The organism is Pseudoneobacillus rhizosphaerae (assembly GCF_917563885.1).
GTDB lineage: Bacteria > Bacillota > Bacilli > Bacillales > Cytobacillaceae > Pseudoneobacillus > Pseudoneobacillus rhizosphaerae.
Genome location: NZ_CAKJTG010000020.1, coordinates 1 through 26,601 on the forward strand (window position 1 = coordinate 1; position 26,601 = coordinate 26,601).

At 35.7% G+C, this 26,601-nt stretch carries 29 protein-coding genes; 7 read left to right on the forward strand and 22 right to left on the reverse strand.

What is annotated here, in order from left to right:
- Positions 1-295 precede the first annotated feature (295 nt).
- Genes LRP83_RS16045 through LRP83_RS16055 form a run of 3 tightly spaced genes read right to left on the reverse strand, consistent with a single transcriptional unit; the run spans position 296 to position 2,968 of the window.
- Positions 296-1,021 carry an EcsC family protein gene (locus LRP83_RS16045; RefSeq protein WP_230497703.1) on the reverse strand — a complete coding sequence of 242 codons (726 nt, stop codon included), beginning with the start codon at positions 1,019-1,021 and terminating at the stop codon, positions 296-298.
- Positions 1,022-1,032: 11 nt separating this feature from the next.
- Positions 1,033-2,235 carry an ABC transporter permease gene (locus tag LRP83_RS16050; protein ID WP_230497704.1) on the reverse strand — a complete coding sequence of 401 codons (1,203 nt, stop codon included), beginning with the start codon at positions 2,233-2,235 and terminating at the stop codon, positions 1,033-1,035.
- Positions 2,228-2,968, reverse strand: a complete 741-nt coding sequence (locus LRP83_RS16055; protein ID WP_230497782.1) for an ABC transporter ATP-binding protein — start codon at positions 2,966-2,968, stop codon at positions 2,228-2,230. The genes LRP83_RS16050 and LRP83_RS16055 overlap by 8 nt, the downstream gene beginning before the upstream one ends.
- A 603-nt stretch (positions 2,969-3,571) precedes the next feature.
- Between LRP83_RS16055 and LRP83_RS16060 the strand changes: the two genes are divergently transcribed.
- Positions 3,572-3,991: an HIT family protein gene (locus tag LRP83_RS16060; RefSeq protein ID WP_230497705.1), complete on the forward strand. Its 420-nt coding sequence runs from the start codon at positions 3,572-3,574 to the stop codon at positions 3,989-3,991.
- Positions 3,992-4,166: 175 nt separating this feature from the next.
- Positions 4,167-4,688: a tryptophan transporter gene (locus LRP83_RS16065; protein WP_230497706.1), complete on the forward strand. Its 522-nt coding sequence runs from the start codon at positions 4,167-4,169 to the stop codon at positions 4,686-4,688.
- Positions 4,689-4,836: 148 nt separating this feature from the next.
- On the opposite strand, the gene yhzF is transcribed toward LRP83_RS16065, so the two are convergent.
- Positions 4,837-5,124 carry a membrane protein YhzF gene (gene yhzF / locus LRP83_RS16070; RefSeq protein ID WP_230497707.1) on the reverse strand — a complete coding sequence of 96 codons (288 nt, stop codon included), beginning with the start codon at positions 5,122-5,124 and terminating at the stop codon, positions 4,837-4,839.
- 229 nt (positions 5,125-5,353) lie between these two features.
- Here yhzF and LRP83_RS16075 point away from each other — a divergent pair, with 229 nt between their 5' ends.
- Positions 5,354-5,929 carry an HTH-type transcriptional regulator Hpr gene (locus LRP83_RS16075; RefSeq protein ID WP_230497708.1) on the forward strand — a complete coding sequence of 192 codons (576 nt, stop codon included), beginning with the start codon at positions 5,354-5,356 and terminating at the stop codon, positions 5,927-5,929.
- On the opposite strand, the gene LRP83_RS16080 is transcribed toward LRP83_RS16075, so the two are convergent.
- The gene (locus tag LRP83_RS16080; RefSeq protein WP_230497709.1) at positions 5,930-6,265 is read right to left on the reverse strand and encodes a DUF1878 family protein; all 336 of its coding nucleotides are present in this window, start codon (positions 6,263-6,265) and stop codon (positions 5,930-5,932) included.
- Positions 6,266-6,418: 153 nt separating this feature from the next.
- Between LRP83_RS16080 and LRP83_RS16085 the strand changes: the two genes are divergently transcribed.
- A complete protein-coding gene (locus LRP83_RS16085; protein WP_230497710.1) occupies positions 6,419-6,961 on the forward strand; it encodes a DUF3267 domain-containing protein in 543 nt (180 codons plus the stop codon).
- Positions 6,962-7,033: 72 nt separating this feature from the next.
- Complete coding sequence (locus LRP83_RS16090; RefSeq protein WP_230497783.1) at positions 7,034-7,219, forward strand: hypothetical protein; 186 nt, start codon at positions 7,034-7,036, stop codon at positions 7,217-7,219.
- Positions 7,220-7,275: 56 nt separating this feature from the next.
- Here the strand turns inward: LRP83_RS16090 and LRP83_RS16095 are convergent, their stop codons facing one another.
- Complete coding sequence (locus LRP83_RS16095) at positions 7,276-7,359, reverse strand: YjcZ family sporulation protein (RefSeq protein ID WP_230497784.1); 84 nt, start codon at positions 7,357-7,359, stop codon at positions 7,276-7,278.
- Between the two features lie 88 nt (positions 7,360-7,447).
- Positions 7,448-7,534: a YjcZ family sporulation protein gene (locus tag LRP83_RS16100; RefSeq protein WP_230497785.1), complete on the reverse strand. Its 87-nt coding sequence runs from the start codon at positions 7,532-7,534 to the stop codon at positions 7,448-7,450.
- A gap of 197 nt (positions 7,535-7,731) precedes the next feature.
- Here LRP83_RS16100 and LRP83_RS16105 point away from each other — a divergent pair, with 197 nt between their 5' ends.
- A complete protein-coding gene (locus LRP83_RS16105; RefSeq protein WP_230497711.1) occupies positions 7,732-8,607 on the forward strand; it encodes a peptidylprolyl isomerase in 876 nt (291 codons plus the stop codon).
- Positions 8,608-8,649: 42 nt separating this feature from the next.
- Here the strand turns inward: LRP83_RS16105 and LRP83_RS16110 are convergent, their stop codons facing one another.
- From LRP83_RS16110 to LRP83_RS16145, 8 genes are all read right to left on the reverse strand, one after another.
- Positions 8,650-8,841 carry a sporulation YhaL family protein gene (locus LRP83_RS16110; RefSeq protein WP_230497712.1) on the reverse strand — a complete coding sequence of 64 codons (192 nt, stop codon included), beginning with the start codon at positions 8,839-8,841 and terminating at the stop codon, positions 8,650-8,652.
- An 89-nt stretch (positions 8,842-8,930) separates the two neighbouring features.
- Positions 8,931-11,924, reverse strand: a complete 2,994-nt coding sequence (locus LRP83_RS16115) for an ATP-binding protein (RefSeq protein WP_230497713.1) — start codon at positions 11,922-11,924, stop codon at positions 8,931-8,933.
- A 26-nt stretch (positions 11,925-11,950) separates the two neighbouring features.
- The gene (locus LRP83_RS16120; protein WP_230497714.1) at positions 11,951-13,162 is read right to left on the reverse strand and encodes a metallophosphoesterase family protein; all 1,212 of its coding nucleotides are present in this window, start codon (positions 13,160-13,162) and stop codon (positions 11,951-11,953) included.
- A 129-nt stretch (positions 13,163-13,291) separates the two neighbouring features.
- On the reverse strand, positions 13,292-14,830 hold the full coding sequence (floT, locus tag LRP83_RS16125; RefSeq protein WP_230497715.1) for a flotillin lipid rafts scaffold protein FloT: 1,539 nt from the start codon (positions 14,828-14,830) through the stop codon (positions 13,292-13,294).
- A 12-nt stretch (positions 14,831-14,842) separates the two neighbouring features.
- Positions 14,843-15,382 carry an NfeD family membrane protein gene (locus tag LRP83_RS16130; RefSeq protein ID WP_230497716.1) on the reverse strand — a complete coding sequence of 180 codons (540 nt, stop codon included), beginning with the start codon at positions 15,380-15,382 and terminating at the stop codon, positions 14,843-14,845.
- Positions 15,383-15,555: 173 nt separating this feature from the next.
- Positions 15,556-16,617 carry a M42 family metallopeptidase gene (locus LRP83_RS16135; RefSeq protein WP_230497717.1) on the reverse strand — a complete coding sequence of 354 codons (1,062 nt, stop codon included), beginning with the start codon at positions 16,615-16,617 and terminating at the stop codon, positions 15,556-15,558.
- Between the two features lie 138 nt (positions 16,618-16,755).
- Positions 16,756-18,003 (reverse strand): ABC transporter permease, encoded by a 1,248-nt coding sequence (locus LRP83_RS16140; RefSeq protein ID WP_230497718.1) that lies wholly within the window; start codon positions 18,001-18,003, stop codon positions 16,756-16,758.
- On the reverse strand, positions 17,996-18,895 hold the full coding sequence (locus LRP83_RS16145; RefSeq protein WP_230497719.1) for an ABC transporter ATP-binding protein: 900 nt from the start codon (positions 18,893-18,895) through the stop codon (positions 17,996-17,998). The genes LRP83_RS16140 and LRP83_RS16145 overlap by 8 nt, the downstream gene beginning before the upstream one ends.
- Positions 18,896-19,012: 117 nt before the next feature.
- Between LRP83_RS16145 and LRP83_RS16150 the strand changes: the two genes are divergently transcribed.
- Positions 19,013-19,198: a YhzD family protein gene (locus tag LRP83_RS16150; RefSeq protein ID WP_230497720.1), complete on the forward strand. Its 186-nt coding sequence runs from the start codon at positions 19,013-19,015 to the stop codon at positions 19,196-19,198.
- Positions 19,199-19,426: 228 nt separating this feature from the next.
- Here the strand turns inward: LRP83_RS16150 and LRP83_RS16155 are convergent, their stop codons facing one another.
- The 7 genes from LRP83_RS16155 to LRP83_RS16185 all read right to left on the reverse strand — a co-directional run bounded on the left by LRP83_RS16155 (position 19,427) and on the right by LRP83_RS16185 (position 26,571).
- Positions 19,427-20,218, reverse strand: a complete 792-nt coding sequence (locus LRP83_RS16155) for an enoyl-CoA hydratase (RefSeq protein WP_230497721.1) — start codon at positions 20,216-20,218, stop codon at positions 19,427-19,429.
- A gap of 179 nt (positions 20,219-20,397) precedes the next feature.
- Positions 20,398-21,315 carry an ABC transporter permease gene (locus LRP83_RS16160; protein ID WP_435531368.1) on the reverse strand — a complete coding sequence of 306 codons (918 nt, stop codon included), beginning with the start codon at positions 21,313-21,315 and terminating at the stop codon, positions 20,398-20,400.
- Between the two features lie 28 nt (positions 21,316-21,343).
- Positions 21,344-22,261, reverse strand: a complete 918-nt coding sequence (locus LRP83_RS16165) for an ABC transporter ATP-binding protein (RefSeq protein ID WP_230497723.1) — start codon at positions 22,259-22,261, stop codon at positions 21,344-21,346.
- 136 nt (positions 22,262-22,397) lie between these two features.
- The gene (locus LRP83_RS16170) at positions 22,398-22,802 is read right to left on the reverse strand and encodes a cytosolic protein (protein WP_230497724.1); all 405 of its coding nucleotides are present in this window, start codon (positions 22,800-22,802) and stop codon (positions 22,398-22,400) included.
- Positions 22,803-22,918: 116 nt separating this feature from the next.
- A complete protein-coding gene (locus LRP83_RS16175) occupies positions 22,919-23,302 on the reverse strand; it encodes a VOC family protein (RefSeq protein ID WP_230497725.1) in 384 nt (127 codons plus the stop codon).
- Positions 23,303-23,365: 63 nt separating this feature from the next.
- Positions 23,366-24,772: a protoporphyrinogen oxidase gene (gene hemY, locus LRP83_RS16180; RefSeq protein WP_230497786.1), complete on the reverse strand. Its 1,407-nt coding sequence runs from the start codon at positions 24,770-24,772 to the stop codon at positions 23,366-23,368.
- Positions 24,773-24,948: 176 nt separating this feature from the next.
- The gene (locus LRP83_RS16185) at positions 24,949-26,571 is read right to left on the reverse strand and encodes a long-chain fatty acid--CoA ligase (RefSeq protein WP_230497726.1); all 1,623 of its coding nucleotides are present in this window, start codon (positions 26,569-26,571) and stop codon (positions 24,949-24,951) included.
- Positions 26,572-26,601: the final 30 nt, after the last annotated feature.

Sequence of the window (26,601 nt, forward strand, 5' to 3'; positions counted from 1 at the left end):
GGTTAAGCAAAGGAAAATGACCTATTTTGACGTTTTTTGAGTAAATAGTCGGAATTCTTCCGTCTATTTAGGCTATTTTCAGGTCTTTTTAATAATTAAGGGAAATTTCTCCGCTTATTGAGGGTTCGCTCTTTATTTAAATTTATTGATGTCAAAGAATCCATAATAAATGAAAAAGGCGTGTCAAATCTGATGTCAGATTGCACGCCTTTTTCATTGTCATTTACAGGACTTGCAACTCAAAGTGGAACAGTTTGTGAGAAATCAAGACTGGATTTCTTTCGTCTCTATTTCTTCAATCGATTATTGGCCTACTTGTTAAAATACGAAGACGATAGGCATTCATCGCGGTGTTACCAAGATGTTCAGTTAACCGATAATTGGCAAACGCTCCTACGATTGCCCCAAGTCCAGGTACCATTTGTAGCAGTTTAATCAAATCAATATACTCTCGATATTCCTGTTGGAAGGTTCTCCAATCTAATTCCTTCACTTGATCTTTTCGCTGCTCCCACTGTTTTATCATTTCATACGTATTAACCTTCGCCTCATCTTTTGAAAAAGCTAATTGGAAAACATATAAGAGAAATAGGCGTTCCTCATACGAAGTCGTATCATACCCATAAATTGACGCAACCTCGAATAGAAATTTCATTTTGATCGTTAAAAACAATGGGAAATCAGCCAAACCAACTAACAAACCTGCAGCTCCTGTACCAGCCCCTTCGATAGTAGCCGTCCGACGATAGGAATTTAGTTTTTCTTTTAGCTTTTCATCCTTTTCAAGCAATGTTAACCCAATACCTTGCGATTTCCTCGTAGTGAAATTAGAACCAGTAAGGGTAGCATGCACCATCCCCTTCATAGCCTCTGTTACCGCTGTGTGCACTTTTTCAGGTATAATTTCATTTACCTTCTTTTGAGCCTTTTTGGATAATCGGTCTAAAATGGTTGGTCTCTTCAAAATTTCATGCTTCCATATAATTAACTCTTCATACACCTTTTTTTCATATTCGTTCATAAGTCGATTTATCACGCCTTTTTTAAACTATAGTAACGTACAAATACTACTGCAAAGACTAAGCCAATCCCCAGACCTATTAGGAATAATAACCATTCTCCTTTGAGTACAAACAATAAGCTTAACACAACTGTTTGAAGCGTTAGGACCCAGGTAAGAATCTTCTTAAATGCCTTTTCGCGTTGCTCACTAATTGGATATAAATCAATCCATAACACATTTTGATGATGATTTTTTAATGGCAACAGCTGAAAACCCGTTAAATATAGAAACAACAATAGAAATAGAAATTGACCATAAATAAAATCCCAATAAAAAAGGACTAGTCCACCAATTACCGTAAGTCTGATTACAAGCCCAAGATAATCACCAGATCGCAGGAACGTTCTCGTTAACAAATAAAGCTGAGTATTATTTTGCTGAAAAACAATATTTTTAGCCACCCAATCTAACCATCTACGTCTCTTCACTTCATCCTTAAACTTCGGTACATCCGTAAATAGATTGGCGATCCGATAAAATCCAGTTAAACGATTTTGTTCTAGCAAGATGATTTCTTCCCATTTAAGTCCTTTTTTCTTTGTGTTTTGATAAAAGAAAAAATAGAGCCCAAGCATAATAACGAAGAGTATGATTAACAGAAATTTAGGTGAAGACATAAAAGCAAGATACATGAAAACGGTATTTAGGCAATAACGAATGAAGGAATCCGTTCGATGTACATTTTTTTCAACGTAATATTGAATTCTCCATCTTGTTGCTAAATTCCAAATTTTTAGTATTAGCAATAGAAAAACAAAACTGAAAAAGGTTTTATAGGTACTACCTGACACATGAACATACATGGGCATCATCGCTGCTAGAACCATTAAAAGGATATATGCCTGTAATCCAAAACTAACGACTCCTGAACGCATAAAATATTTCGTCATTTTATTTTCTATCGGTAGCAAAAATACACGATCAGCGTCTAATAAAAAGGTGTAGACTGGGCTATAGGTTAAAAATATACCAAGGATGACAGCCATAATAACACCCGCTGGAAAGCTTTCATCTAAAGTTTTCACCCACTGCTGATAATAAAACGTGAGTGAACCAATTAAGAAAATTAGGACAATCATTAAATGACCATTAAAAATATACCGTAAATATCGACTTAACTCTTTACTCGTTTGTTTCGACCGATCTGACCAAAGCTTCAAAACATTAAACATAATCTTCTTCCTTTGTAAGTTGAATATACAAATCATCTAATGTTGCAGCAGGCATATTAAATTGTTGTCTTAATTCCACTAATGTTCCTTGAGCCCGGATCTTTCCTTCATGTAAGATGATAAACCGATCACAATACCGCTCAGCTGTCGCTAAAATATGGGTGGACATTAAAATCCCTGCACCACTTTCCTTCATTTTTTTCATTAAATCCAATAGCGATTGAATTCCTAACGGATCTAATCCTACAAATGGTTCATCGACTATGTAGAGAGATGGTTGAACTAAGAAAGCACACATTATCATCACCTTCTGTTTCATACCTTTAGAAAAATGGGCTGGAAACCATTTTAATCTTCTGGACATCCGAAATTCTTGCATGAGATTGGACATTCTTTCCTGAAATACATTTTTTTCAATGCCATATGCCATAGCGGTTAGCTCTAAATGTTCTTCTAAAGTTAATTCATCGTACAAAATTGGTGTTTCCGGAATAAAGGTGAATTCTTTTCGGTACGCTTCTTTTGCTTCTACAAAGGTTGTTGAATTTATTCTAATTTCACCCTGATGTGGCTCCATGAGGCCAATAATGTGTTTAATCGTTGTACTTTTCCCAGCACCATTTAATCCGATTAACCCGACAATTTCATTTTTATTAACAGAAAAGGATATATTTTGGAGAATCGGCTTTTTTGTATATCCACCTGTAAGATTTTTTATTTCTAATAATGACATCGCTGTCGTCCTTTCTTCTACTGATTCATTTACTTTAATACGTATTGTATCAAATATGGTTTCACGATAATAGAAATTAAGTATTTCACATCTTGATTTTATGCCGAAATGAATTTTCAAAGAAAATAACACTGCATGTATATAACCATCTAAACTGGTTATTCTAATCTATGTAGGGGAAAACAATCATCTAAATTGAGATGAGGTGTCTGTCAAAGACAATGACCTTTCAATTTCAGAGAAAAGCTTCCAAACGTTATAAAATAAGGGGATGGTTACATTGCGCAGGTGTGCTTTCTAACCCATCAATTTACTTGTACAACACTCTATTCTAAAAAAATGAGGTGTTTGTCGCAGACTATCAATCCGCTTTATAAGTTGCGAAACATATAAAGAGACAGGGGATGGTCGTTTTGAACAAAGTAAAAGGTTCCTATAATTGATAAAAAAACTCATTAAAAATGAGGTGTTTATCAAAGGTACTTTCCCGAAATATACGTCTAAATGAAGCAAGTGTAAACCCTACATGAAGGTGGGATTCTTTTGAATCCCGCCTTTCATTATGTTAAAATATAGAAAATTCTATCAGAGAGGAAGAAAAAGATGACCAATTGTATTTTTTGTAAAATCGTGAATGGGGATATCCCTGCTGCAAAAGTTTTTGAAAATGAACATGTCTTAGCCTTTCTAGATATTAGCCAAGTAACGAAAGGACATACACTCGTTATTCCAAAAATACATAAAGAAAACTTATATGAGCTAACACCAGAAATAGCAGGGAAACTTTACGAAGTTGTCCCTGCTATCGCAAAGGCACTAAAAACGGAATTTAAGCCAGTTGGTCTTAATTCAGTTAATAATAACGGCGAGTTAGCTGGCCAATCTGTCTTTCACTTCCATCTACACTTAATCCCTCGCTATGGAAAAGGAGACGGGTTTGGTGCCGTTTGGAAATCACACCAAGATCAATATAATGGTGAAGAATTGAAAGAAATAGCCCAAAATATTAGTAAACATTTATAGCTACAAAAGACCCCATTATTCAGATGGGGTCTTTTCTATAGAATTACCTGAAAATTCTCTTTATCAATTCACTAAGCCATGATATAATGACTACAAGCTTTTCGCATTAGGCAATGAGTGCACTAATGGAGAAGTTAAAAAATTAGAGCTGAGAAGAGAAGAGGAGAGTTGAGAAATGAATACGAAGAATCTTGTTACCCTTTCCCTACTTGTTGGGATAGGATCTGTTTTGCACGCAGTTGTACCTGGCATTTTTTTAGGAATGAAACCCGATATGATGCTAACGATGATGTTTTTAGGTATTATTTTATTTCCTGATAAAAAAAGCGTACTACTACTAGCTATCGTTACAGGATTAATTTCAGGAATGACTACTACATTTCCTGGAGGATTAATACCGAATATCATTGATAAATTTGTAACGGCCTTTATTATTTTAAGTATTTTTCTTGTAATTAAAAAATTCAATACTTCCATTTTTACAATCGGAGCTTTAACAGCTATCGGAACTATTGTTTCTGGAATAGTATTTCTAACATCTGCCTATCTGTTAGTGGGGTTACCTGGTCCATTTGTTGCATTATTTGCAGCCATTGTCTTACCTACAACAGTTGTCAATACTTTAGTAATGCTTGTATTATATCCAGTCGCAACTACTGTTCTAAAGCGAACAAAATTAACTACCCAACTAAATTAATGATTATAGCCTGACCTCGATTACGTGAGGTCAGGCTTTTTTATATAATGGCTATTTTCGCAATGATTGTTGTTTTTCGAACCAAGTTTATACCCGTATTAATTAAGCTACGGGGCATCTTTTCGTCATTTTTTTAAATTTTTTATTGCTATGATCTTGTTTTGTTTGCTATTTCAGATGAAATGGAAACAAAGATTACGAAAAGAGCCTTTATTAATGAATAGAACAAGGTTCCTAGCATTAAAAAAAAAGTCCCACCTATAGCTAATGTTGCTGAACGTTTTTTTAAAATATTTCTTGGTGGATACACACCCGGTCGCCTACTGGCTAGAAAAAAATGAATCATACCACAAAATAGTAGGATGCTAACGCCAAATAAAAAATAAGTAATCCCAGTCAAGATTCCACCCCATCTAAAAGCTTGTTTTATGACCATTCTATGTTCGAATCTGCTTAATTATGAAATAAGCAATATAATATCTATGAATCCAATTAAAGGAATTTTCATTTTTTTCTAGAATATTAAAAGAAATAAAGACTATTTTAACGGGTTTTATAAATTTTTTCATTATTTCTTAATATTTTGTAAATTTATATCTTTATTAATTTTTGTTTTATTGGCATAATGTTAATAGAGAGAATTAAATAAGTAGGTGAAAATGGGGATGACAGATAAACTATATTCAATGAAAGAAGCAATGCTCTTTACTCAACGGATTAGTCAATTAAGTAAAGCTTTATGGAAGTCGATCGAAAAGGATTGGCAGCAGTGGATTAAGCCCTTTGACTTAAACATTAATGAACACCATATTTTGTGGATATCTTATCACTTAAAGGGTGCTTCCATTTCAGATGTCGCAAAATTTGGTGTTATGCATGTTTCAACAGCTTTTAATTTTTCAAAAAAATTAGAAGAGCGTGGATTATTGCGATTTTCCAAAAAGGAAAATGACAAACGCAATACGTATGTAGAACTAACAGAAGATGGCGAAAAAATTTTACTAGATTTAATGGAAACCTATGAACCTGACAAAAATGCTGTTTTTTCTGGAGCATTACCATTAAGAGATCTTTACGGCAAATTTCCAGACATCATTGAAATGATGGCGATTGTCCGAAATGTTTATGGAGATGACTTTATGGAGATTTTCGAAAAAGCATTCAATAATATTGAAACAGATTTTGAAGATGACAATGGTTCACTTAGAAAAAGAACTCAGGAAAACCGAGAGCTAGTATAGCTATATATAGTTTTCCAGTTCTGCCATTAAAGTTAAATATAGCTTTTGCGAGATACAAGCATGGATTACCTCTTTGGCAGATAATTTTTTATTAAGTCTTTCCAAAAACTGACGATAAAGCGGATGATAATAGACAAAACCTTCCGCTTTTTGTACTTCTAAATCCATGTTCAAACTCTCACAAAGATCATAAAATTCTTGGACTTCTATTTCAGATAAACCATAGTATATGATTAATTTATAGAACTCTTTATCTGACCTAGCTAACATCTCAACTATGAGTCTTTGATGATATCGAATTAATGATAGCTCTTTTATTACTTCAGACTCTTCCAATGGTTTCACCTCATTTATAGGGAAATTTCGGCAATGCTTAAAAAATTTTGTCTATAAAAACTTATTGCTTTTTTCCTTCATTCATCGTACAGTATTTTAGTAAGTTTTCAAGTTAAATATTTATACATTCTGTCCGTTAGGGGGTAGGATACGATGAATTGCTGGAAGACGATTAATATCTCAAAGCAATATGGATCACAACGACTATTTATTTTGTCTTCCTTAACGATGTTGTTTTCTTTTATTATTCTCTATGTGCCGGTTAACTATTTATCTGTTTCTACATTAAAGAGTAATCATTTTTTTATATTGTTGGTAAGTATTTGTTTCATGTATCCTACCCATAAGCTTTTCCATTACTTACCCATTGCCCATTTAGGAAATCGGATAAAGAAAAGCATTGAATTTCATGGTGGTTTTTTGCCTGTTATCCATATACGTGTTTCAGAACCAATTAGAAAGTGGACTTTCCTATTAGCATTATTTACGCCCTTCTTAGTTATTGGATTTTTTATTTTTGTTGGTTTTGTTATGTTCCCAAGTTATAGCCATTATTTCACTATTCTTTTAGCTTATCATATTGGCTTGTGTGTATCTGATTTTATTTGTGCAAAAAATATACTATTTGCTCCAACTCAGTCATATGTTGAAGAAAATGATGAAGGCTTTGAAATTTTAGTCAATAAGGTAGCGTAAGTTTATTAATGCTCTAGCGGCATTCCTCTTGAATGCCGCTTTATTCTAACCTTTTAAAGGAGGGAATCGTTGATGATCTCCGTTTTTATCATCTTTGCGGTTTTAATTTTATTTTACATAAACACACTAACAAACGCATTATGTATTCAAAAAGAAATTCCAGAAGAAAAACAGCCTAAAGTATTCCAGACGATTAATATTTTAATCACGATTCTTTTAATATCATCGTATGTGGAGATTCTATTCAGCACAAATTAATCAGGTATAAATCAAAAAGAACATGGGGGTACTCCCCCATGTTCTTTTTTACACTATTAGCACCAAGAAGCACCTACAATGATTAATAAAATGAACAATACAACGATTAATGCAAAACCTCCGCCGTTAAATCCACCCATGGTAACACCTCCTTTAATCTTTCTAACCTATACTATTCTTGGTAGGGCTGTTTCGATTAGGCTTCTATCCTAGCCTATAAAATTTTTTTTAACAGCAGACAAATGCTGCCCCTACAATAATTAATAAAATGAATAACACTACGATTAATGCAAATCCTGAGTTTGAGTGACCCATTTATTTCAACCTCCTTCTTCTCGCTTCCCAATATCATATGTAGGTTAATGGGTATTGGGTATAAAAATAACGCCCATTTTCCCGGTCAAGTATTCTAGAGAACGATATTATTTTTGTTCTCTTATATATTTATGTTATAGTAGGCTTTGTGGAATTAAATTTTACATATAGAAATTTTCTATTTAGGGGTGTTCAACATGAAAAAATGGATCCTAACGCTATCTATTACTGCAGGTGTAATGGTTTTAGCTGGGTGTAATCAAAACAATGCAAGTTCAGATGTCGTAGTCGAATCAAAAGCAGGGAATATTACAAAGGACGAGCTCTATGAAGCCATGAAGGCCAAAGTAGGGGAGCAAGCGTTACAGCAATTGATTTATGAAAAAGTCTTAACTAAAGAATATAAAGTGTCAGATGAGGAGTTAAATGAAAAATTTGACCAAATCAAAGCTGAATTAGGTGCTAATTTTGAAATGGCTCTTGCTCAGTATGGATATAAGAACGAAGATGAATTAAAAGAAACAATTAAAATTGGCCTTCTTCAAGAAAAAGCAGCTGTTAAAGATATTAAAGTGACCGAAGACGAACTTAAAGATTACTACGAAAAGTTCAAACCTGAAGTAAAGGCTCGTCACATTTTAGTTGAAGATGAAAAAACAGCTAAAGAAGTGAAGGCAAAACTTGATGCTGGTGGTAAATTTGAGGATCTAGCGAAAGAATATTCTAAAGATCCAGGTTCAGCTGCAAATGGTGGAGACTTAGGTTGGTTTGGTCCTGGGAAAATGGTCGCTCCTTTTGAAGAAGCAACCTACGCATTAAAAATTAATGAAATTAGTGCCCCTGTTAAATCAGAGCACGGTTACCATATCATTCAGTTAACTGAGAAAAAAGAAAAAGGTTCATTTGAAGAAATGAAAGATGAACTTGAGCATGAACTTAAAGTTTCAAAGCTTGATGGAGCAGCTGTCCAAAAGGCTATGGAGCGTGAAATGAAGGATGCTAAAGTAAAGGTCAAAGATAAAGACCTTAAAAGCATTTTAGATGCAGCACCAACTGCGGATGCTGCTCAGTAATCTGCTTAGAAAAAGGACTGACCGTTTTGGTCAGTCCTTTTTTTATGCTTCAAAAACTCGCTCATGATTTTCGCGGCTATCCTTTTCTTTTTCTAAACGTTTCATATAAATTTCACCTTCACGCTCAATACTTTCCATTTCTAGCTTTCTTTCTTCTTTACCTGTTTTAACTGCCATATAGGCACTAATCATAATTCCAATCAATACTGCAAATACCCAAATAGGAATGGTCATAACAATTCTCCTCTCAAATTAAGGTTGTCCACCTTCCCTATTAATGATATTCAGTGAATCTCCATTTATTCTATTAAAAGTAAAATATCTTATTTACTGATTAATTCTTCGTTTTCCCCCAATTCTATTAATTGATTTTCACTGAAATAGTTTAGTAAATGAGAATGACATGTAAAGAACAGTACTTGATGGTCCTTGATATTGCTTAATAATTTCAGAACTCGCTCTATACGGATATGATCAAAATTCACAAAGCTATCATCAATAATGATAGGAAACCTATGTTTTTCAAAAAGCGTCGTTGCTAGTGCCAGTCTAATCGAAACATAGACTTGCTCCATTGTCGCTTGACTTAATTCATTTGCTTCAAAAAAGGTATGATCTTTTCTTTCGATTAGGAAACCACTTTCATCTTTCTCTTTTGTATGAATTCGAATATACGTATCATTTGTTAGATAGCTTAAATAGGCCTCTGCTTTTTTTAATAGAGTAGGAAGCTTTTCGTTTTTATATTTTTCGATTGTTTTGGTCATTAGATGCTTTGCAACTGCATATGCACCCCAACTACGCGCTTGCTCCTCTAGCTCATATTTGAGATGTTTATAACGATGTAACAGCTCTGTATAGGTTCCACCTTCCTCAATGAGACTAATCTGGTGCTTTATGTCTGCCCATTCAGATTGTTGTTTAATGATGAGTTCTTCTAACGTGTTCATTTGAAGATTCCATTCCGTTATTTGATCATTTATCTGTGAACCTTGCTCAAACTCCTGAAATTCCTTTAATGAATATCCAGAAGACTTAAGTTGATTCTCAATAGTCCTTTTTCTAAATAAAAGAGCTTCAATTTCAATTGCTTTGTTCGCCTTTGAACGGAACTCCTCTTCATTATTACATTCTGCTTCCTGTAATAATTGTTGAAATTCACCCTTTAAGTATCCCAATTCTTTCCTTATCGTAAATAGATCCGTTTCTACCTCTACGACTTTTACACGGATACCATCAGATTCCAGCGCATTTTGCCGGGCTTCTTTAAGTGCTTCCTTTAAACCAATTACCATTTCAGTCAAGCTCGTTTTCTTTTCAAATAAAAAGCGTTCTGCTAATAAGGAAATCGAAGTGTCTATCTCCCTTCTTTTTTCGACCACTTGCTTTATTCTACTGTCTAATCTTTTATGCTCAGCATTCATTTCTTTTATATCTGAAATCATTTCAAAAGCATCAGCTATTCGTTTCCACGGAATTTGACTCGAAAGATTTAACTGTTGGTAGACTTCTTTCAATGACTCCTCATTACTTTTGGTTTCCCGCTCCCATTCCTCATAGGCTCGTACTACTTGATCATATCGAACTTGTTGTTGGCTACACCTTAATTTGGCAGACTGTACTTTTTCTCGAAGGTTATCGTCCTTTTGAAGTTCAGCTAGCAACAGCTTGGAATCTTGATCCTTTGCTAGAGATATTTGGGCAAGTAGTTGTTTTTCTTTTTCAATAAGGTCAGCTAATAAATCATCTGTTCTCACTTGTACAGTAAATAAGGTCTTTTTTATAAAAACAATAGACAAGTATAAAAAGCTAACAGTAGAAATAACTACAATCATCCAGTTCTGATTAATTCCACTCCAGAGGGCTAAGAATAGTAATATTAGGGAAAGGATTATAGTCTGTCCTTTTGAGTTATCATTTCGAGATTTCTCTGTTTTTTTTGATATTTTGTGGTAGTCAATCTTTGATTGTACTTCCTTCAAGTCAAGTTTGACTTGTTCAAGCTCCGTTGCTTGTTTCCATTGACGTACAATGCTTTCTCTAGCTTGCTCGGATAATTGCTGTTCTTCCAAGTAGGTGATTTCTGATTCTATTTGTTCAAGAGTTGTTTTTTCCTCTTGATAGCGATTATCCAACATTTGCTTTTGGTCACTTAATCGAAAGGCCATGCTTTGTATTTGTCCAACTTTCTCCTTCATAAAAATACTTGTATCCACATTTAATAACTGCTGTTCGTCTATAGAATAATGTAGTTTCTCTTTAAGCTGATTAATTTGAAGTTGAATTGCATTGATTTGAACCTTCATTTCTGCCTTTTCTGTTGCTAATCGACCATCAAGTTGGAGCTTGGAAATGGCCGCTTCCACTTCTACTTCCTGCTCAATCAATTGTGGGTTTATTTTTATTAATGCTAATTGCTCGGTTAATTTTCCTTGCTTTGTTTGCAACCCTACTAATTGGGATTCGAGAGGTTTAATTAATTGCTCTAATGCTTCAAATCGTTTCATCCCATCCACAGGAAAATGAAATGTACCTGATTGTTCAAGTTCTTGGTAAACCATTAACAATTCCTTTGCACTAGGAAAATGAATGTTCATTTCTTTTAACCGATTTACATTTGTTTGAAGCTGCTTTATTTCTAATTGAATTTTTTTGATAGATTCTTCTAAATTCATTCTTTTTTGGATTAAATTAGTGTAGTCGTTATTGTTCTTTTGAGCATCCTTTACTTTCCATTCTAGCTCTTGTAGCTCTTTTAATTTTTCATTTATGATTGGCTTCTTTCCACCAGGCTTAAATCTACTTTCAAGTTCCTTTTTTAATTCATTTTCAACCTTTAATAGTTTATCTGTTCCGACCGCACCTGTTGAAAAAAGAAATTTCCCTAAATCCTCGCTCTTTACTTGCTGAATATTCTGTAACCCATTTAAATTAAAGGAATAAATCGATTGATACATTGATTTATCGATATTCTTTACTATTTTTGCTAAAAGTTCCTCTCCTCCCGACGTTCCATCCTCCAAGTTAACCATCACGTCACCAATTGCTTTTCCCTTGACCCGTTCGATGACTACTTGACCTTCTATTGGATGTTGAACAATTAGTTTTCCACCATACTTTGCATGAATTTTAGGCTCATATCTCAATTCACTTTGCTGCTTCGTTGGAAAGCCAAATAGGACACTATGTATAAAAGACATGATGGTAGATTTACCTGCTTCATTTTTCCCATAAAAAACTTGAAATTGGCTTAAATTTTTGATGATTAGGTTTTCTAATTTTCCATACCCATAAATATGAATCTCACTTATTTTCATCTCTTCTCACCTCTTATCTACGAATTTTACATTAATAGTTGGAGTAAAATTCTTTCTGCTTCCGCTACTAGCTTTTCCTTATCTTCATCACTCAAGTTGGATATATGTTTACGTGCTTGATGATGGTGAAATAAAGGGTCTAATGCCTCGTTACTTTGTTCGTAATTTTCAATCGTATTTAATAGCTCAGTAACAAATCCATCTTCCGATTTTAGGAATTCTCGGTCATATTGTATTTCTTCTTCTACACGAATGGAAGATACCCATACAAAGTTCTCTTCTTCACTTTCATTTTCTTGTAGAATTTCTAACAGCTCTCCATTTAAAATGCTTACACTGCCTTCAAAGGGCTTTAAGTTATGCAGCATTAAATTAACTATTTTTCCATTTACTTGTTCGTTTCTAGATATATTTAACTGTTCAAGACATAGATGATAGATTGTTTGAAAAGAAGTTAGATTTTGCACATCGATTTCGATTGAATCCCATTCCACATCTGCCGTATTAATCCAATCTAAATGGCAATTGGAGTCAGATAGTGTGACAATATAGCAGCCTTTAGGACCTAGTTCTTTATGATGGCGACCTTGAATATTTCCAGGATAGATAATTGGTGGATTATCATTAAGAATTTTCCGTTTATGGATATGTCCTAACGCCCAATAATCAAATTGCTTCTCGATTAAGTCTTTAACATGAAAAGGGGCATAATTATCATGACTACTATTTCCCCCTTCATTTCCATGTAATATTCCTATATGAAAGTCAGCGTTTGCACCTTTTTTAAATTCATCAATTTTTCTTTCAAATACCTGTCGTCTTGGGTAACTGAATCCATACAAATTCACGGTGACATTTTCTTTTGTAAAAATACAGTGTTCAACAGCCCCACCAAAAACAAAAACATTATCAGGAAGCGGTATATGTATCCATGACCCAGATAAATGATCATGATTTCCATGTGTTAAATAAACCTGAATTCCATGAACAGCGAGCCTCTCCATTTCATGTCTGAATTTTACTTGGGCACGAATACTTCGATCCTCCCCATCATATACATCACCCGCAATAATAACGAAGTCTACCTGCTTTTCTATGGCGGCATCAACTAGTCTCTTCAAAGCCACGAATGTACTATTTAATAAACGTTTATATATTTTTTCTGGTAGTTTACTTAAGCCAACCATCGGACTATCTAAATGCAGATCGGCTGTATGTAGAAACGTAATTTGCTTCACAATACCTCCTCCTTCCCTTCATTACTTTATTTTACCACTCCAAAAAAACGAATGCACGTTCTATCTCGAGATTTTAACACACTAAAGCGGTGGGGGACAGTCCCCCACCGCTTTAATGTGTTAAAGTGTTTAGTTTTCGGTTGTTGGTGGTAATGTTTTTGGTTTAGCTACTTCTGTTGTTAGTTGCTCTATACTTTGGCGAACATTTCCTTTGCCTGAGAAGTTTTCGAGTAATTCTTTGACATCAATTCCTGATGATGCCTTTAACGACTCCTGTAGGGTTGACATGAGATTAGTAGCATAGCCTGTAATTTTATTGGCTCCACCATTTTCGCCATTTCCTCCACCAGTATCCACTACAGTAATCTTATCAATATTAGCTAGAGGTGCTGCCACTTGCTTCGCATATTCAGGTAACATTTTCACAACCATTTCTAATACAGCAGCATGGCCGTATAGTTCGAAGGCTTCGGCAATTTTTTGTTTAGCTTCCGCTTCGGCAAGACCTTTTAATCGAATAATATCTGCGTCTGTTTCCCCTTTAGCCCGTTCTGCTTCAGCCCTAGCTAATCCGTCCATTCTAACTTTTTCTGCTTCCGCTTTTGCAAGAGATTCGATGCGATATTGATTTGCATCTGCTTCGGCTAATTGTTTAGCTTTATCCGCAGCTGCTGCTTGCTCTACTGCATAACGGTCTGCATCAGCCTTCTTTTTCACTTCTGAATCATATTGCTTTTCACGACGCAAAATTTCTTTCTCTTCAAGCTCAATTTGCTTTTGACGTTCAATAATTTTGATTTGCATTTCCTGCTCCGTTACTTCTTGCTTTGATCTAGCTGTTTGTAGATCATATGCTTGGTCAGCACGTGCTTTTGCGGCATCTTGCTCACGGCGGAACTCCGCAATTTTCATTTGGTTTTCTTTTTCCGCTTCAGCAATTTCTGTTGCACGTTCAAGCTCCGCTTTTTGCGCTTCTTTATCAGCTTCGGCACGTTTGATTCTAGTTTCTTTATCGGCCTCTGCGGTTGCAATATCTGCATCCCGTTTCACTTGGGCAATACGAGGCTTACCTAATGAATCCAAATAACCATTTTTATCTCGAACATCTTTGATCGTGAAAGATACTATTAATAATCCCATTTTTGCCAAATCCTGAGAGGCAACTCTTTGTACCTCTTGAGAAAACTTATCACGATTTTTATAGATCTCCTCTACCGTCATCGAGCCTAAGATGGAGCGAAGGTGACCCTCTAGTACTTCACGCGCTTCGTTTTCCCGTTCCTCTTTTGGCTTTCCTAAAAACTGCTCAGCAGACGTCGCAATTTCTTCAATGGAACCACCAATTTTAATAATGGCTGTTCCATCGGCCATTACTGGAACCCCTTGCTCTGTATATACTTCTGGTGTAGAAACCTCTAGTTTACTAGATAGTAGACTTAAAGGACTGGCTTGTTGAAAGACTGGTAAAATAAATGCCCCGCCGCCACGAATGATTTTTATTTTATTTCCAGATTCATCGACATGCACATTTCTACTTCCCAAATAACTTCCTGTAATAATTAACGCTTCATCTGGGCCAGCCGTACGATATTTCGTAATAAAGACTGCTAGGAAAGCGAGAACAATAAAAACTACTAGACCAATCACAATATACACAGGTTCGAACATACTTTTTCCTCCTTAAATTGGAAATGGATCTTTATTTTCATAAGGTAAAACCTTAAGAACCCCATCTTTTACTTCTATAATTAATACCTTTTGACCTTCTGCAATTGCTTTATTTTCAAAGCTAACTGCAGATTTGGCAATTGTTCCGCTAGCACTCTTAAGGATTACCTCCCCAAAACCATCTACAGGAATAGGGATAATCACATCTCCAACCCTGCCTCTTAATGATTGAGTTGTGTACACTAAAGATTCCTCTGCTTTTGATAATGGTATCAAAATAAAAACATTTAATAAAACATCTAAAATAATGGCGATTATCACTGAAATGCTAATAATCAATACATGATTAAATGTGGTTAGTAATTCAAAAATGTAACCTGAAGCCGAAGTAAATGTAACAAACGCTAAAATGAGGGTAGGGTTCAAAAACCCAGTAGCTTCTGCGATACCTTCCAAAAAATCACCAAAAAGAAGATATAAAAGAGTGATTCCACCAGTAATAATAAGTACAGTTAAATAAAAAGCTTCAATAGATAATCCAAAAATGTCCATCGACCATCACCTTTCCTTAACATTTTAGTGATACTTTATTTACGATTATGTTGCAAAAAGGTTTCGTTATTTATTGGAAATTTTATAAAATTTGGTTAAATTCGATGTAATCGAAAAACTAATTAAAGTAATGGCCCATTTTCGATTGTTTTCGAATATGGGCCATTGTCAATTTAAAACGGAAATGTTTGTCCTTCATGGAGTTTTAGAATAAAGCTTTTCACCAATTCTTTTGTCGCTTCGACATCTCCCATATCTATCACCTCTACAGGTGAGTGAGCATAACGTGATGGAATGGATAGAACTCCAGTTGGAATTCCTTTATTCGCATAATTAACGGCTCCTCCATCTGTTCCGATACCAGGGAATACTTCAAGTTGATAGGGTATTTTGTTTTCTTTTGCAAGGCTTACTAGTAGATTCTTCATCGTTTTATGAACAATTAAACTAAAGTCAATGACCTTAATTCCAGTCCCTTTGCCTAAGGATAAAGTTTGGTCCATTGTTTCTTCTGGCGTATCACTTACAGCCGTTGTATCAATAGCAATCGCAGCGTCAGCATAAATGTGTTCTGCGGCTGTTTTTGCTCCCCGTAAACCTACTTCTTCTTGGACAGCAAATAGGAAGACTAATTCTCCTGCAAAGCTTACTTCTTGTAATTCTTCCAATACTTGGACTAGAACAGCACAACCAGCTCGATCATCTAAAGCTTTTGATCGGATTCTTGGGTTATCACCTTTTCCTAGTACTTGAAATTCAGTCCCCCAAACGATAGGAGTACCAACCTCAATCCCAAGTTCTTCCACCTCTTCTCGTGAAGATACACCAATATCAATATAAAGCTGAGAATGCTTTCTCACCTTTGTAGCATCATCGAACTTGGCGTAATGCGCTGAAATGGTTCCGATAACACCTGGAATATCTCCATTTTCCCCCATTACTTTGACGGGCTGAGCAAGTAATATTCGATCATCATGGCCACCAAGCTTTTCGAAGCGCAACAGTCCGTTTGACTCCACTTTTTTCACTATAAAACCAATCTCATCCATATGGGCAGTTAGTAAAATAGTTGGACCAGGCTTGTCCCCTTTTTTTCTAGCTATAACATTACCTATTGGATCAATATTTACTTCATCTACCTTATCATTTATGTATTCTTTTAAGAAATAGCTTACTGAATGTTCATAACCACAAGGCCCAGATAGGCTTGTTAATGTTTTTAATAGTTCAATCATTGAGTATTCTCCTTTATATATATATTTCCATTCTCGAAATACCTTAACCCTTATTATAGTGAAAGAATATTCAGATTACAATGATAAGCTATGATTCTATAATAAAAACGCTAGGAATTCCTCCTAGCGTTTTCGTGATTATTTTTTTCCCAAATGTAATGCTTTTTTGATATCTTTAAACGAATTAGACTTACCATACATTAATACTCCACCACGGTACACACGAGCTCCAAAAATCCCCAACACCACGATTGTTCCAACTAATATGATAATTCCAAGTGTAATTTCCCAAACAGGAATAGTAAGCATACCTACTCGTAAAAACATGATCATTGGTGTAAAGAATGGAATAAAAGATGTAATTCTGATAAAGCTAGCTTCTGGATTTCCTAAACCGAACATGGCAATCATGAATCCAGCCACAACCAACATAGTCATCGGTGTGATCATCTGTTGAACATCCTCAATCCGACTAACAAGAGATCCGAGAAATGCTGCTAATGTTGCATAAAGGAAATATCCTAATAGGAAGAAAATAACCCCATATACTATCGTCATAATCGGTAGATTATCGAATCCAAATGAGTCAAAAAATCCACCCTTCATGGAAGACATGTTCTGTTTTACAGAATAATAGCCAACAGCAAGTTGAATCGCTAGCTGTGTTAAACTTACTAACCCAATCCCTACTATTTTAGCGAACATTTGCTGAACTGGTGAAACGCTAGAGATTAATATTTCCATAACCCTCGATGACTTTTCAGTTGCAACTTCCATCGCAATCATGGTTGCATACATAATGACAGAGAAATAAATGATAAACAGAAGCACATAAACCAGTCCTCTAGCTTGATCCAGTTCCTCTTCTGTTTTTGCATCTTTTTCTAAAGCGATTTTTTCAAAATGAACAGGTTCATTCAGTTTTGCTAATTGTTCCATCGTTAAATTGATTTGTGCAGCAGTAAGCATCGTTTTTATTTGTTGGAGAGCACTCTCAAGTCCACTTGAAACGCCTGTATCAGCAATACTATTAGCCTTGTAAGTTGCTTCTGGAAGATTTTCTTTATTAAAGGCGAGAATTAACACCCCTTCATATTTCCCTTCTTCCACTGCTTGCTCTGCCTCATTTACAGTGCCATCAAAACTCTTAATTTGAAGCTCTTTGTCAATTATCTTCATTTGTTCTTTGAGTGGAGTAAACATTTGTGTTGTTTCGTCAATCACTAGTATGTTTTTGACATCATCTTTGTTAAACACATCAATAATCCTGCTCATGTTTGTTAGAGCAAGAAGGATCGCTACCGTAATAAGAGTAGTGACGATAAACGATTTAGTTTTGATTTTTGAAAGATATGTATGAAAAAGAATAATCCAAAACTTACTCATAAGCTGCACCCACTTTCTCAATGAAAATATCGTTTAAGGAAGGTTCTTCAAGAGCAAATTTTCGGATGAAGCCTTTACCGACTATTTCTTTTAAAATATTTTCTGCTGTTTGCTCATTGTCAATTTGAATGTAAGCACCTTCAGCTGTTGTTTTGAACCTAGTAATTCCTCTAAAATTTTCAAGGAATTCTAGTTCAAAATCTGCATGGATGATTAAATTTTTCTTACCAAAGGAACGTTTGATGCCTTTTAGTTCGCCGTGAACAACGGGTTTACCTTTATGCATAATACATAAAAATTCGCACAGCTCCTCTACGTGTTCCATACGATGACTCGCGAATACAATCGTCGTTCCATTTCTCTTTAATTCGACAACCGCTTCCTTTAATAATTCAACATTTACTGGGTCTAAACCACTAAATGGCTCATCTAAAATCAGTAGCTTAGGTTTATGTAACACTGCCGAGATAAATTGGATTTTTTGCTGATTTCCTTTTGAAAGCTCTTCTACCTTTTTGTTCATATATTCAGGTACCTTAAAGCGTTCGAGCCAATACTCAAGTTCTTTCAAGGCATCTTTTTTGCTCATTCCTCTTAATCTAGCTAAATAGACAATTTGCTCGCTCACCTTTAATTTTGGGTACAATCCTCTTTCTTCTGGTAAGTAGCCAATTAAGTGGCTTGTAGAATAATCTATTTTTTCACCATCCCAAGTAATCCTTCCATCATTCGCATCCAATAATCCTAAAATCATCCGAAAGGTAGTCGTTTTTCCAGCACCGTTTGCCCCTAAAAAACCGAATATTTCCCTATCTGGAATTGTCAAAGATAAATCACTTACTGCTGTAAAACTCCCAAACCGCTTTGTTACATTTTCTAATTTTAAAACCATTTGTACTCCTCCTTTACCAATTGTTAATACGTTTAATTTATTGAAATGGGTTCATTTTTTTAATAAATTATGTAAAAATAGAATTAATTTGAATTTTCAAAGAGGGAGAGTTTACAGATGTTAACCTATAAATTAACTGCATTTGAAGCAAATGGAGAAAAATTATTAGATGAATCCTTTCAAGCTACAAATGATGTAGAAGCAAAAACAAAAGGCGAACAGATTCTTCAAGAGAAGAATTTAGGAGAAAAAACTCATCGGTGTGTATCCCCTACAGGTAAGCTTATCTTATTTCATGTTTAAAAAACAAGGCTGACTAAATTTAGTCAGCCCCTTTTTAAAAGATATGAAAGTATAACTTTTTTTGACTCTGAAAGTTGTCCAGCGCAAGCGGCCCAGCGTCTAGTGGACTTCACTCTCCTTCCCTACGATAAGTCAACATCGAATCGCAAAAAACGCGATTCGTGTTTCCTTTATCTCAGTCAGGAGAGCTCCAGTTCATACGCCGCTAAACGGGCACTTTTGCTTTTCTTATTTCCCTGTAAATTTTGGTTTTCTTTTTTCTACAAATGCTTGAATTCCTTCAAGATGATCTTCGGTTTGTCTCATTTTTCGTTGTCCATGTTTCTCTAACTCTAGAATTTTCAAAAGATGGGCACGGTTGCTATCAGAAAGGATCTTTTTCGTTTTTATCATTGCTTGTACAGGTGAACGACTCCACTCCGAGAGCTTTAATTGTACTGCTTTTGATAGGTCCTCCTCGGCAACTTCATCAATTAGTCCTAATTCAAGGGCTGTAGTTGAAGATAAAACCCTACCCTCCCAGATTAGTTTTTTGGCTTTCACTTCGCCTAATCGTTTATCTAAAAAGAAATGCGCTCCTCCATCTGGAATTAAACCAATCCCAATAAAATTCATCGCCAGTTTGCTTTCTGAATCTGCAATTATGTAATCTGTTGCAAGCGCTAAGCTTAAACCGAGTCCTGCTGCTGCCCCAGAAATAGCACTAACGGTTAGCATAGGCATGCTGTAAAGGGTGACAATTAATTCATTGATTCCGTCCATAATCGTAAAGAAATCATTTTCATCCGTAAGACCTATCATAGACTTGATGTCTCCGCCAGCTGAAAAGGCTTTCCCATTTCCAGTTAATACAACAATGTCAACATCGTCGGAATCTCCTATTTCTTTTAATTTTACAACCAAGCCTTTTATCATCTCTTTATTTAAAGCATTAAGTGCGTCTGGCCTGTTCATTGCCACAGTTGCCACTCGACCCTTTACCGTGACGATGACTGTGTCTGTGGTATAGCTAGTGTTCATATTAACTGCCTCCCCATTCATAAACTTTTTATAAGGCATAACTATCCATTATTTATTATAAGAAGAAAGTCTCCTAATAGTAATACCTTTTTCTGATTATTTTGTATATTATCTACCAATTCATTATTATGAAAGAAATAGTAAAAAAAGCACTCCAAAAAAACTGGAGTGCTCTCATTTTAAGCTGCGATATCTCTTTTACGGAATATAAACCAAGATAAGACATTGAACACAATGAAATAAATGACTAGCATGATAATCGAAAACGACATCGTCATTCCTTTTACCATTGGTACTCCATCGATATATTGTGTTAAATCTATATTGGCAAAAAGAATGTATTTTGCCCAATCAAACTTTTGAGCAATAATAAAGGTTACTTGAACACCCATAAACATTAAGAAGATGGCTAACCCTATGGCTAATGAGCTGCTGCGGAAAACTGTCGAGATCATGAAGGCAAATGTCACCATCATAATGAGCTGTATCGAACCTAATCCGTAAATACTTAAAACATGTGCCAGCATCGCTCTTTCTACCACTTTTCCATCCTGATAAGCTAAATGAGGAATATCCAAGCTTTGAAATCCATAAACAATGCCACCAATAAGCATAGAAGTGATTAGAAGGATTAACAGTAATACTAATGCAAAAATGATGGTAGATACGTATTTTGATAATAAAATTTTCCCACGAGTAGCAGGTCGAATCATAAGTAATTTAATCGTTCCCCATGAAAATTCTGAAGCCACTGAACTTGCTGCAACAATAACTGTAAATAAAGTAATAAACATAATAATGTCAGCAGCATCTATCGTCCATCCCCACAGGGTTGAACCTTCCACTGGTTCAATATTATGTTCAAGACGATATTCATTAATTTCTAGCTGTTTTCTCTGCATATCTTTGAAGGTATCTGGAATATCAGGGTTAGCTAGATCCATCTCAAATTGCTTATTACTAGCTACTAAGTCAGCTTTCCAATCAGTAGTACTTGGGGTACCGCCAAACTTAGAGCTTAATATACATCCTGCAACCACTGTAATCACAAGTAATCCAATCATCACCCATGTGCCGACCCGACGGTATATTTTCATATTTTCATTTTGAATTAAAGCAACTAAACTAGCCAATGCTTGTACCTCCTGTCACCTCTAAGAATCGATCTTCCAGGGTCTTTTTCATTGGTGCAATTCCGTAAATTTTAATATCATTTTCAACTAATACTTTCACAATCCTTGGTATTTCAGATTTTACAACTGTAACTTCTACCCCATCTATTGTCTCTACAGCTGAAACATCACATTGTTCTTTTATAAAGCGTACAGCCTCCATTTTGGGTTCACATGAAAAAAGATGAACATCTGACTCTTTTTCACTTACAAAGTCGTTCATCGCTTTAACATCAACGATTGACCCTTGCTGAATAATCGCAATTCGGTCACACATCATTTCCATTTCTGATAACAAATGACTCGAAACAATCACAGCAAGACCTTCTTCTCTAGCAAGCCTTCTCATATAATCACGAATTTCACGAATTCCTGCCGGATCTAATCCATTAGTAGGTTCGTCTAAAATAAGTAATTTCGGGTTATGTAACAATGCTTGGGCTAGTCCAAGTCGTTGCCTCATTCCAAGGGAATAGGTTTTCACCTTTTCACGAATTCGATTTTGTAATCCTACTAGTTTTATAACTTCATCTATTCTTTGTTTTGTAATTCCTTTATGCATTCTTGCAAAATGGATAAGATTTTGATAGCCTGTTAGGAATTTATACATCTCAGGATTTTCAACGATTCCCCCAACATACTGAATCGCTTCTGAATATTCAGTTGTAATATTCTTACCTGCAATGATGATTTCTCCTTCGGTAATGCTCATAAGACCCATCATCATTCGAATCGTGGTAGTCTTACCTGCTCCATTTGGCCCTAAGAAGCCAAAGACCTCCCCTGGATAAACATCAAAGGTTAAGCCTTTAATAATTTCCTTTTTACCTATTTTTTTCTTTACATTCTTTAATTGAACTAATGATTCCATATAATTCTCCCTTCTGCAAACCTCTACTTTCCTTATTTTAACAAAGTATATACGGAATGACACTTTTAAATATATCATTCAAATTTTTTCAAAAAAAAATAGCTCTACAATCTGTAGAGCTATCTCTCTATATCATTTAAGGTTGTACTGACTGACCTTCTTCGACGATATGATATAAAAGATGAGCCAAATGGTGAATTGGACCATACGCCTCTTCTTCCTCATCCTCTTCATTTACCTCTTCATTATATTCCAAGTCATTTAAATATAAGGCCATAAATTCATAATAGTCTTTCATTTGAAACGAATAGCAGGCAGTTGGATCTTCGTTGCCTTCCTCATATTGAAGGAGCATATGAGATACATTCCCTTCATTATCCTCTGCATCAAAAAACACAAAGAAACCAACGTTTGTATCTAATTCAAATAAATGTCTAGTACCGCCTTCTGTTGCTTTTTCAAAATCTGATTCACTCAACTTTTGGATTTGCATCGTATCGACATTGTCTTCTTTATGGAAACTAACGACAAATGAATTCATTGAAATTCCTCCCTTAAAATGATGACTTAAATAATTTACCCATTTTTAGAAATTATTATCTCACCTAAATTTGCATAGTAAACTCACCTATACATGAACATGGAAAGTTAATTTTTTCACTCCATCGCTGAACAGATTTCAATATAATGCCCATCTGGATCGGTTACATAGGCGACAGTTTGCCCCCATGGCTTGGTAACTGGCTCCTTGTAAATAGGTACATCTAAACCACGCAGCATTTCAATCGTAGCAACAACATCCTCTACAACAAATCCTAACTCGAATGTTTGGGAAGCAACCGAGCTTGCAGGCATTTCTAATCCGATAATCTCTTTTATGGATTCTCGCGTATTTATCGATAACGTTGTTGCACCCGTATCGAATTCAACATACGTATCATGCTGCATTTTTACTGGTAATCCGAGAATTTCTTTATAGAAATTCATCGTCTTATCAAAATCATTCACATACAAGATTATATATTTCATGGCTAACTTCATCTTTTCACCCTACCAATCCAAAGTTTACCATTATTATAACCTATTTTTCTATTTGGTAAAAAACTAGGCTAAAAATTCTAACACTTTTTTTACTGCTGCATGTCCTTGATCAATGCAGTCAGGTATCCCGACTCCTTCAAATGAGCTGCCAGCAAGATATAGACCGGGAAGTTCTTTTGACAGTGATTCCTTAACAGTTTGAATTCGTTCTTTATGCCCCACTTTGTATTGTGGCATTGTTTTTTTCCACCGAGTTACCAAATGGAATAGTGGCTCTGATGTAATATTCATTGTTTTATTTAAATCCGTTAGCGCAATTTTAATAATTTCCTCATCAGTCATATCAACAACCTCTTGATCGTTAGGTTTTCCAACATAGCATCGTAATAATGCCATATCATCGGGTGTTGAGCCTGGCCATTTCTTATGTGTCCATGTACAAGCAGTGATTCGGAAATCACTATTTCTTGAAACAACAAATCCAGAACCTTCGATGTCTTGTTTTATAGCACTCTTCGGAAAAGCCATAGCAACATTTGCTACAGAAGTGGAAGACATATCTTTGAAAACATCCATAAAGGCATAGTCAGAAAGCATTTTTTGGGCATGGTTGTGGTCAATTGCCATTACCACGCTGTCAGCTTTTTCAACTTCTCCATTTGATAAGAGAAGACTATATCCATCTGTTTCACGGCATACTTTATTTACTGCAACACCTTTAAGTACTGTACCTTCGTGTAATCGTTTTTCAACTTGTAAGACAAGTTCCTCCAGACCAGTTGTTAATGAAATAAACATGCCTTTTCTTGTCGGTTGTTTATTTTGAACCTTTTTTGGCGGTGCTGGCATTGTTCGATTTAAACCTAAAACAAGACTACGATGCTCTTGCTCGATATTGTAAAAGTTAGGAAACAGTGACATTAAGCTAAGTTGATCAATATCACCAGCATATATCCCAGATAATAACGGCTCAATCAAGTTTTCTACCACTTCATCCCCTAATCTTCTTCGAAAAAAGGCACCTAGCGCTTGGTCCTTTTGCGCTTTTCCTTTTGGTAACACAAAGTCACCTGCTGCACGGAGTTTTCCTAAAGGTGAAAATAAGCCTGAAAACACAAAAGGAGAAACCTTTGTAGGAATACCCATAAAGGAGCCTTCGGGTATGGAATGTAGTTTCCCTTTTACTAGGATATAAGATTTACCTGCTGTATTTGACACGACTTTATCCTTTAAGCCGACTTCTTCAATTAATTGAAGCGCACTTTTTTTTCTCTCAAGAATCGAATCTGGCCCTTTTTCGATAACAAAGCCATCTTTTTTCACTGTTTCAATGACCCCACCAAGTCGATGACTAGCTTCTATTAATCTCACATTTATTGGTAAGTCTTTTTCCATCGCTTCCTTTTGTAAATAATAGGCGGTTGCTAACCCAGTAATTCCTCCACCAATAATAGCAACTGACTTTTTCATCATGGTTTTCACCCGTTTCAATAGAATATATTAATTAATTTGTATACTATTTCACAAAGTTAGATACTAGAAAAGAGAAAGAATGGATCCTTTCTCTTTTCTTCTAATTTTATAGGAATTTAATAAAAAATATATACTATTTTAATAATTGTTAAGAAATGTTTGAAATTAGCACTTTAATTTTTCTGTCTAAGCTCCTCATGAACCGAATCTCTTAAGGCTCTTTTTAGGAATTTCCCAACCGAAGTTTTTGGAATTTCCTTTAAAAATAATATTTCATCGGGTAGCCACCACTTGGCAAATTGCGGAGCTAAAAACTCCCTTAGCTCCTCCTTCGTCGTTTTCCCAATGTAACTATCCTTTAATACGACACAAGCTACTGGTCTTTCCTGCCATTGTTCATGTGGGACTGCTACTACAGCCGCTTCAAACACAGCCTCATGAGCCATTAACGCATTTTCTAAGTCGACAGAAGATATCCATTCCCCACCGCTCTTAATTAAATCCTTCGTACGGTCAACAATTTTCACAAAGCCTTCTTCATCCACTGTGACAACGTCTCCTGTATATAACCAACCATCACGGAATCCCTCTTCCGTCCGCTCATCTTTGTAGTATTCGGAAGCGATCCAAGGTCCGCGAATGGTCAGCTCACCCATTTCTTTGCCATCCCATGCAACTTCGCCATCCTTACCGATTACTTTCATCTCAAGTCCAGGTACTAAGATCCCCTGCTTCGCTTTTATGTCCAGCTTCTCTTCATCTGTCAGCTGTTCTTGATAGCTTTTAAAAGTTGAAATTACCACTAACGGACTTGTCTCAGTCATGCCATAAGCGTGCATAAATGGAATTTTATGTTTTTGTTCAAATGCTTGAATCATTCCACGTGGTGCTGCGGAGCCACCACAAAGAATCGCTCTAAGACTACTCATATCATAATTTCCTTCGTCTAACTCTTTTAATAAGCCTAGCCAAATGGTCGGGACCCCTGCTGTGATTGTCACTTTTTCTTGTTCAATCAGTTCCGCAATCAGCTTTGGTGTAAAATAAGGCCCAGGCAGCACTAATGTCGTACCAAACCAGACGGAGGCAAATGGCAAGCCCCAGGCATTGACATGGAACATCGGTACGACAGGAAGTGCAATATCCTTCTCACTTACTGCAGCACTATCAGCCATTCCAAGTGCCATACTGTGTAGGTAAATACCACGGTGTGAGTATACAACTCCTTTAGGATTTCCTGTAGTTGCGGAGGTGTAACACATTCCAGCTGGTGTATTCTCATCTATGTCATCAGGATATTCATAAGACGGATTAGCATCTGCTAGCAGTTTTTCATAATGATACACAGGAGCTAGCGTTGTTTCAGGAAGCTCGTCTTCATCAGTCATAATGACAAATGCTTTTACAGTCTTTAAGTGCTCAGCACATCTTTCAATTAATGGCAGGATGTCAGAGTCAATTAATAAAACTTGATCCTCCGCGTGGTTAATAATATAGGTAATATGTTGCGGTGATAATCTAATGTTGATCGTGTGAAGAACAGCTCCGCTACATGGAATGGCAAAGTAAGCTTCTAGATGACGATGATGGGTCCATGCTAATGTTCCTACCTTGTCTCCTCTTTCAACTCCCAATTTTTGAAGTGCATCCGCAAGTCTACGCGTACGTTCACCTATCTCTTTATAAGTAAAACGTTGAATTCCTTTTGCCGTCCGTGAGATGACTTGTTTTTTTGGAAAATATTTTTCTGCTCGGCGTATCATTTGAGTCATCGTTAATGGCGTGTTCATCATCATACATACCCCCTTTTTAAGTAAGCGCTTTCT

Coding starts and splice junctions, on each gene's coding strand:
- LRP83_RS16045 (WP_230497703.1), bottom strand. CDS start 1,021: ATGAACGAATATGAAAAAAAGGTGTATGAAGAGTTAATTATATGGAAG.
- LRP83_RS16050 (WP_230497704.1), bottom strand. CDS start 2,235: ATGTTTAATGTTTTGAAGCTTTGGTCAGATCGGTCGAAACAAACGAGT.
- LRP83_RS16055 (WP_230497782.1), bottom strand. CDS start 2,968: ATGTCATTATTAGAAATAAAAAATCTTACAGGTGGATATACAAAAAAG.
- LRP83_RS16060 (WP_230497705.1), top strand. CDS start 3,572: ATGACCAATTGTATTTTTTGTAAAATCGTGAATGGGGATATCCCTGCT.
- LRP83_RS16065 (WP_230497706.1), top strand. CDS start 4,167: ATGAATACGAAGAATCTTGTTACCCTTTCCCTACTTGTTGGGATAGGA.
- yhzF (WP_230497707.1), bottom strand. CDS start 5,124: ATGGTCATAAAACAAGCTTTTAGATGGGGTGGAATCTTGACTGGGATT.
- LRP83_RS16075 (WP_230497708.1), top strand. CDS start 5,354: ATGACAGATAAACTATATTCAATGAAAGAAGCAATGCTCTTTACTCAA.
- LRP83_RS16085 (WP_230497710.1), top strand. CDS start 6,419: ATGAATTGCTGGAAGACGATTAATATCTCAAAGCAATATGGATCACAA.
- LRP83_RS16090 (WP_230497783.1), top strand. CDS start 7,034: ATGATCTCCGTTTTTATCATCTTTGCGGTTTTAATTTTATTTTACATA.
- LRP83_RS16095 (WP_230497784.1), bottom strand. CDS start 7,359: ATGGGTGGATTTAACGGCGGAGGTTTTGCATTAATCGTTGTATTGTTC.
- LRP83_RS16100 (WP_230497785.1), bottom strand. CDS start 7,534: ATGGGTCACTCAAACTCAGGATTTGCATTAATCGTAGTGTTATTCATT.
- LRP83_RS16105 (WP_230497711.1), top strand. CDS start 7,732: ATGAAAAAATGGATCCTAACGCTATCTATTACTGCAGGTGTAATGGTT.
- LRP83_RS16110 (WP_230497712.1), bottom strand. CDS start 8,841: ATGACCATTCCTATTTGGGTATTTGCAGTATTGATTGGAATTATGATT.
- LRP83_RS16115 (WP_230497713.1), bottom strand. CDS start 11,924: ATGAAAATAAGTGAGATTCATATTTATGGGTATGGAAAATTAGAAAAC.
- floT (WP_230497715.1), bottom strand. CDS start 14,830: ATGTTCGAACCTGTGTATATTGTGATTGGTCTAGTAGTTTTTATTGTT.
- LRP83_RS16130 (WP_230497716.1), bottom strand. CDS start 15,382: ATGGACATTTTTGGATTATCTATTGAAGCTTTTTATTTAACTGTACTT.
- LRP83_RS16135 (WP_230497717.1), bottom strand. CDS start 16,617: ATGATTGAACTATTAAAAACATTAACAAGCCTATCTGGGCCTTGTGGT.
- LRP83_RS16140 (WP_230497718.1), bottom strand. CDS start 18,003: ATGAGTAAGTTTTGGATTATTCTTTTTCATACATATCTTTCAAAAATC.
- LRP83_RS16145 (WP_230497719.1), bottom strand. CDS start 18,895: ATGGTTTTAAAATTAGAAAATGTAACAAAGCGGTTTGGGAGTTTTACA.
- LRP83_RS16150 (WP_230497720.1), top strand. CDS start 19,013: ATGTTAACCTATAAATTAACTGCATTTGAAGCAAATGGAGAAAAATTA.
- LRP83_RS16155 (WP_230497721.1), bottom strand. CDS start 20,218: ATGAACACTAGCTATACCACAGACACAGTCATCGTCACGGTAAAGGGT.
- LRP83_RS16160 (WP_435531368.1), bottom strand. CDS start 21,315: ATGAAAATATACCGTCGGGTCGGCACATGGGTGATGATTGGATTACTT.
- LRP83_RS16165 (WP_230497723.1), bottom strand. CDS start 22,261: ATGGAATCATTAGTTCAATTAAAGAATGTAAAGAAAAAAATAGGTAAA.
- LRP83_RS16170 (WP_230497724.1), bottom strand. CDS start 22,802: ATGAATTCATTTGTCGTTAGTTTCCATAAAGAAGACAATGTCGATACG.
- LRP83_RS16175 (WP_230497725.1), bottom strand. CDS start 23,302: ATGAAGTTAGCCATGAAATATATAATCTTGTATGTGAATGATTTTGAT.
- hemY (WP_230497786.1), bottom strand. CDS start 24,772: ATGAAAAAGTCAGTTGCTATTATTGGTGGAGGAATTACTGGGTTAGCA.
- LRP83_RS16185 (WP_230497726.1), bottom strand. CDS start 26,571: ATGATGATGAACACGCCATTAACGATGACTCAAATGATACGCCGAGCA.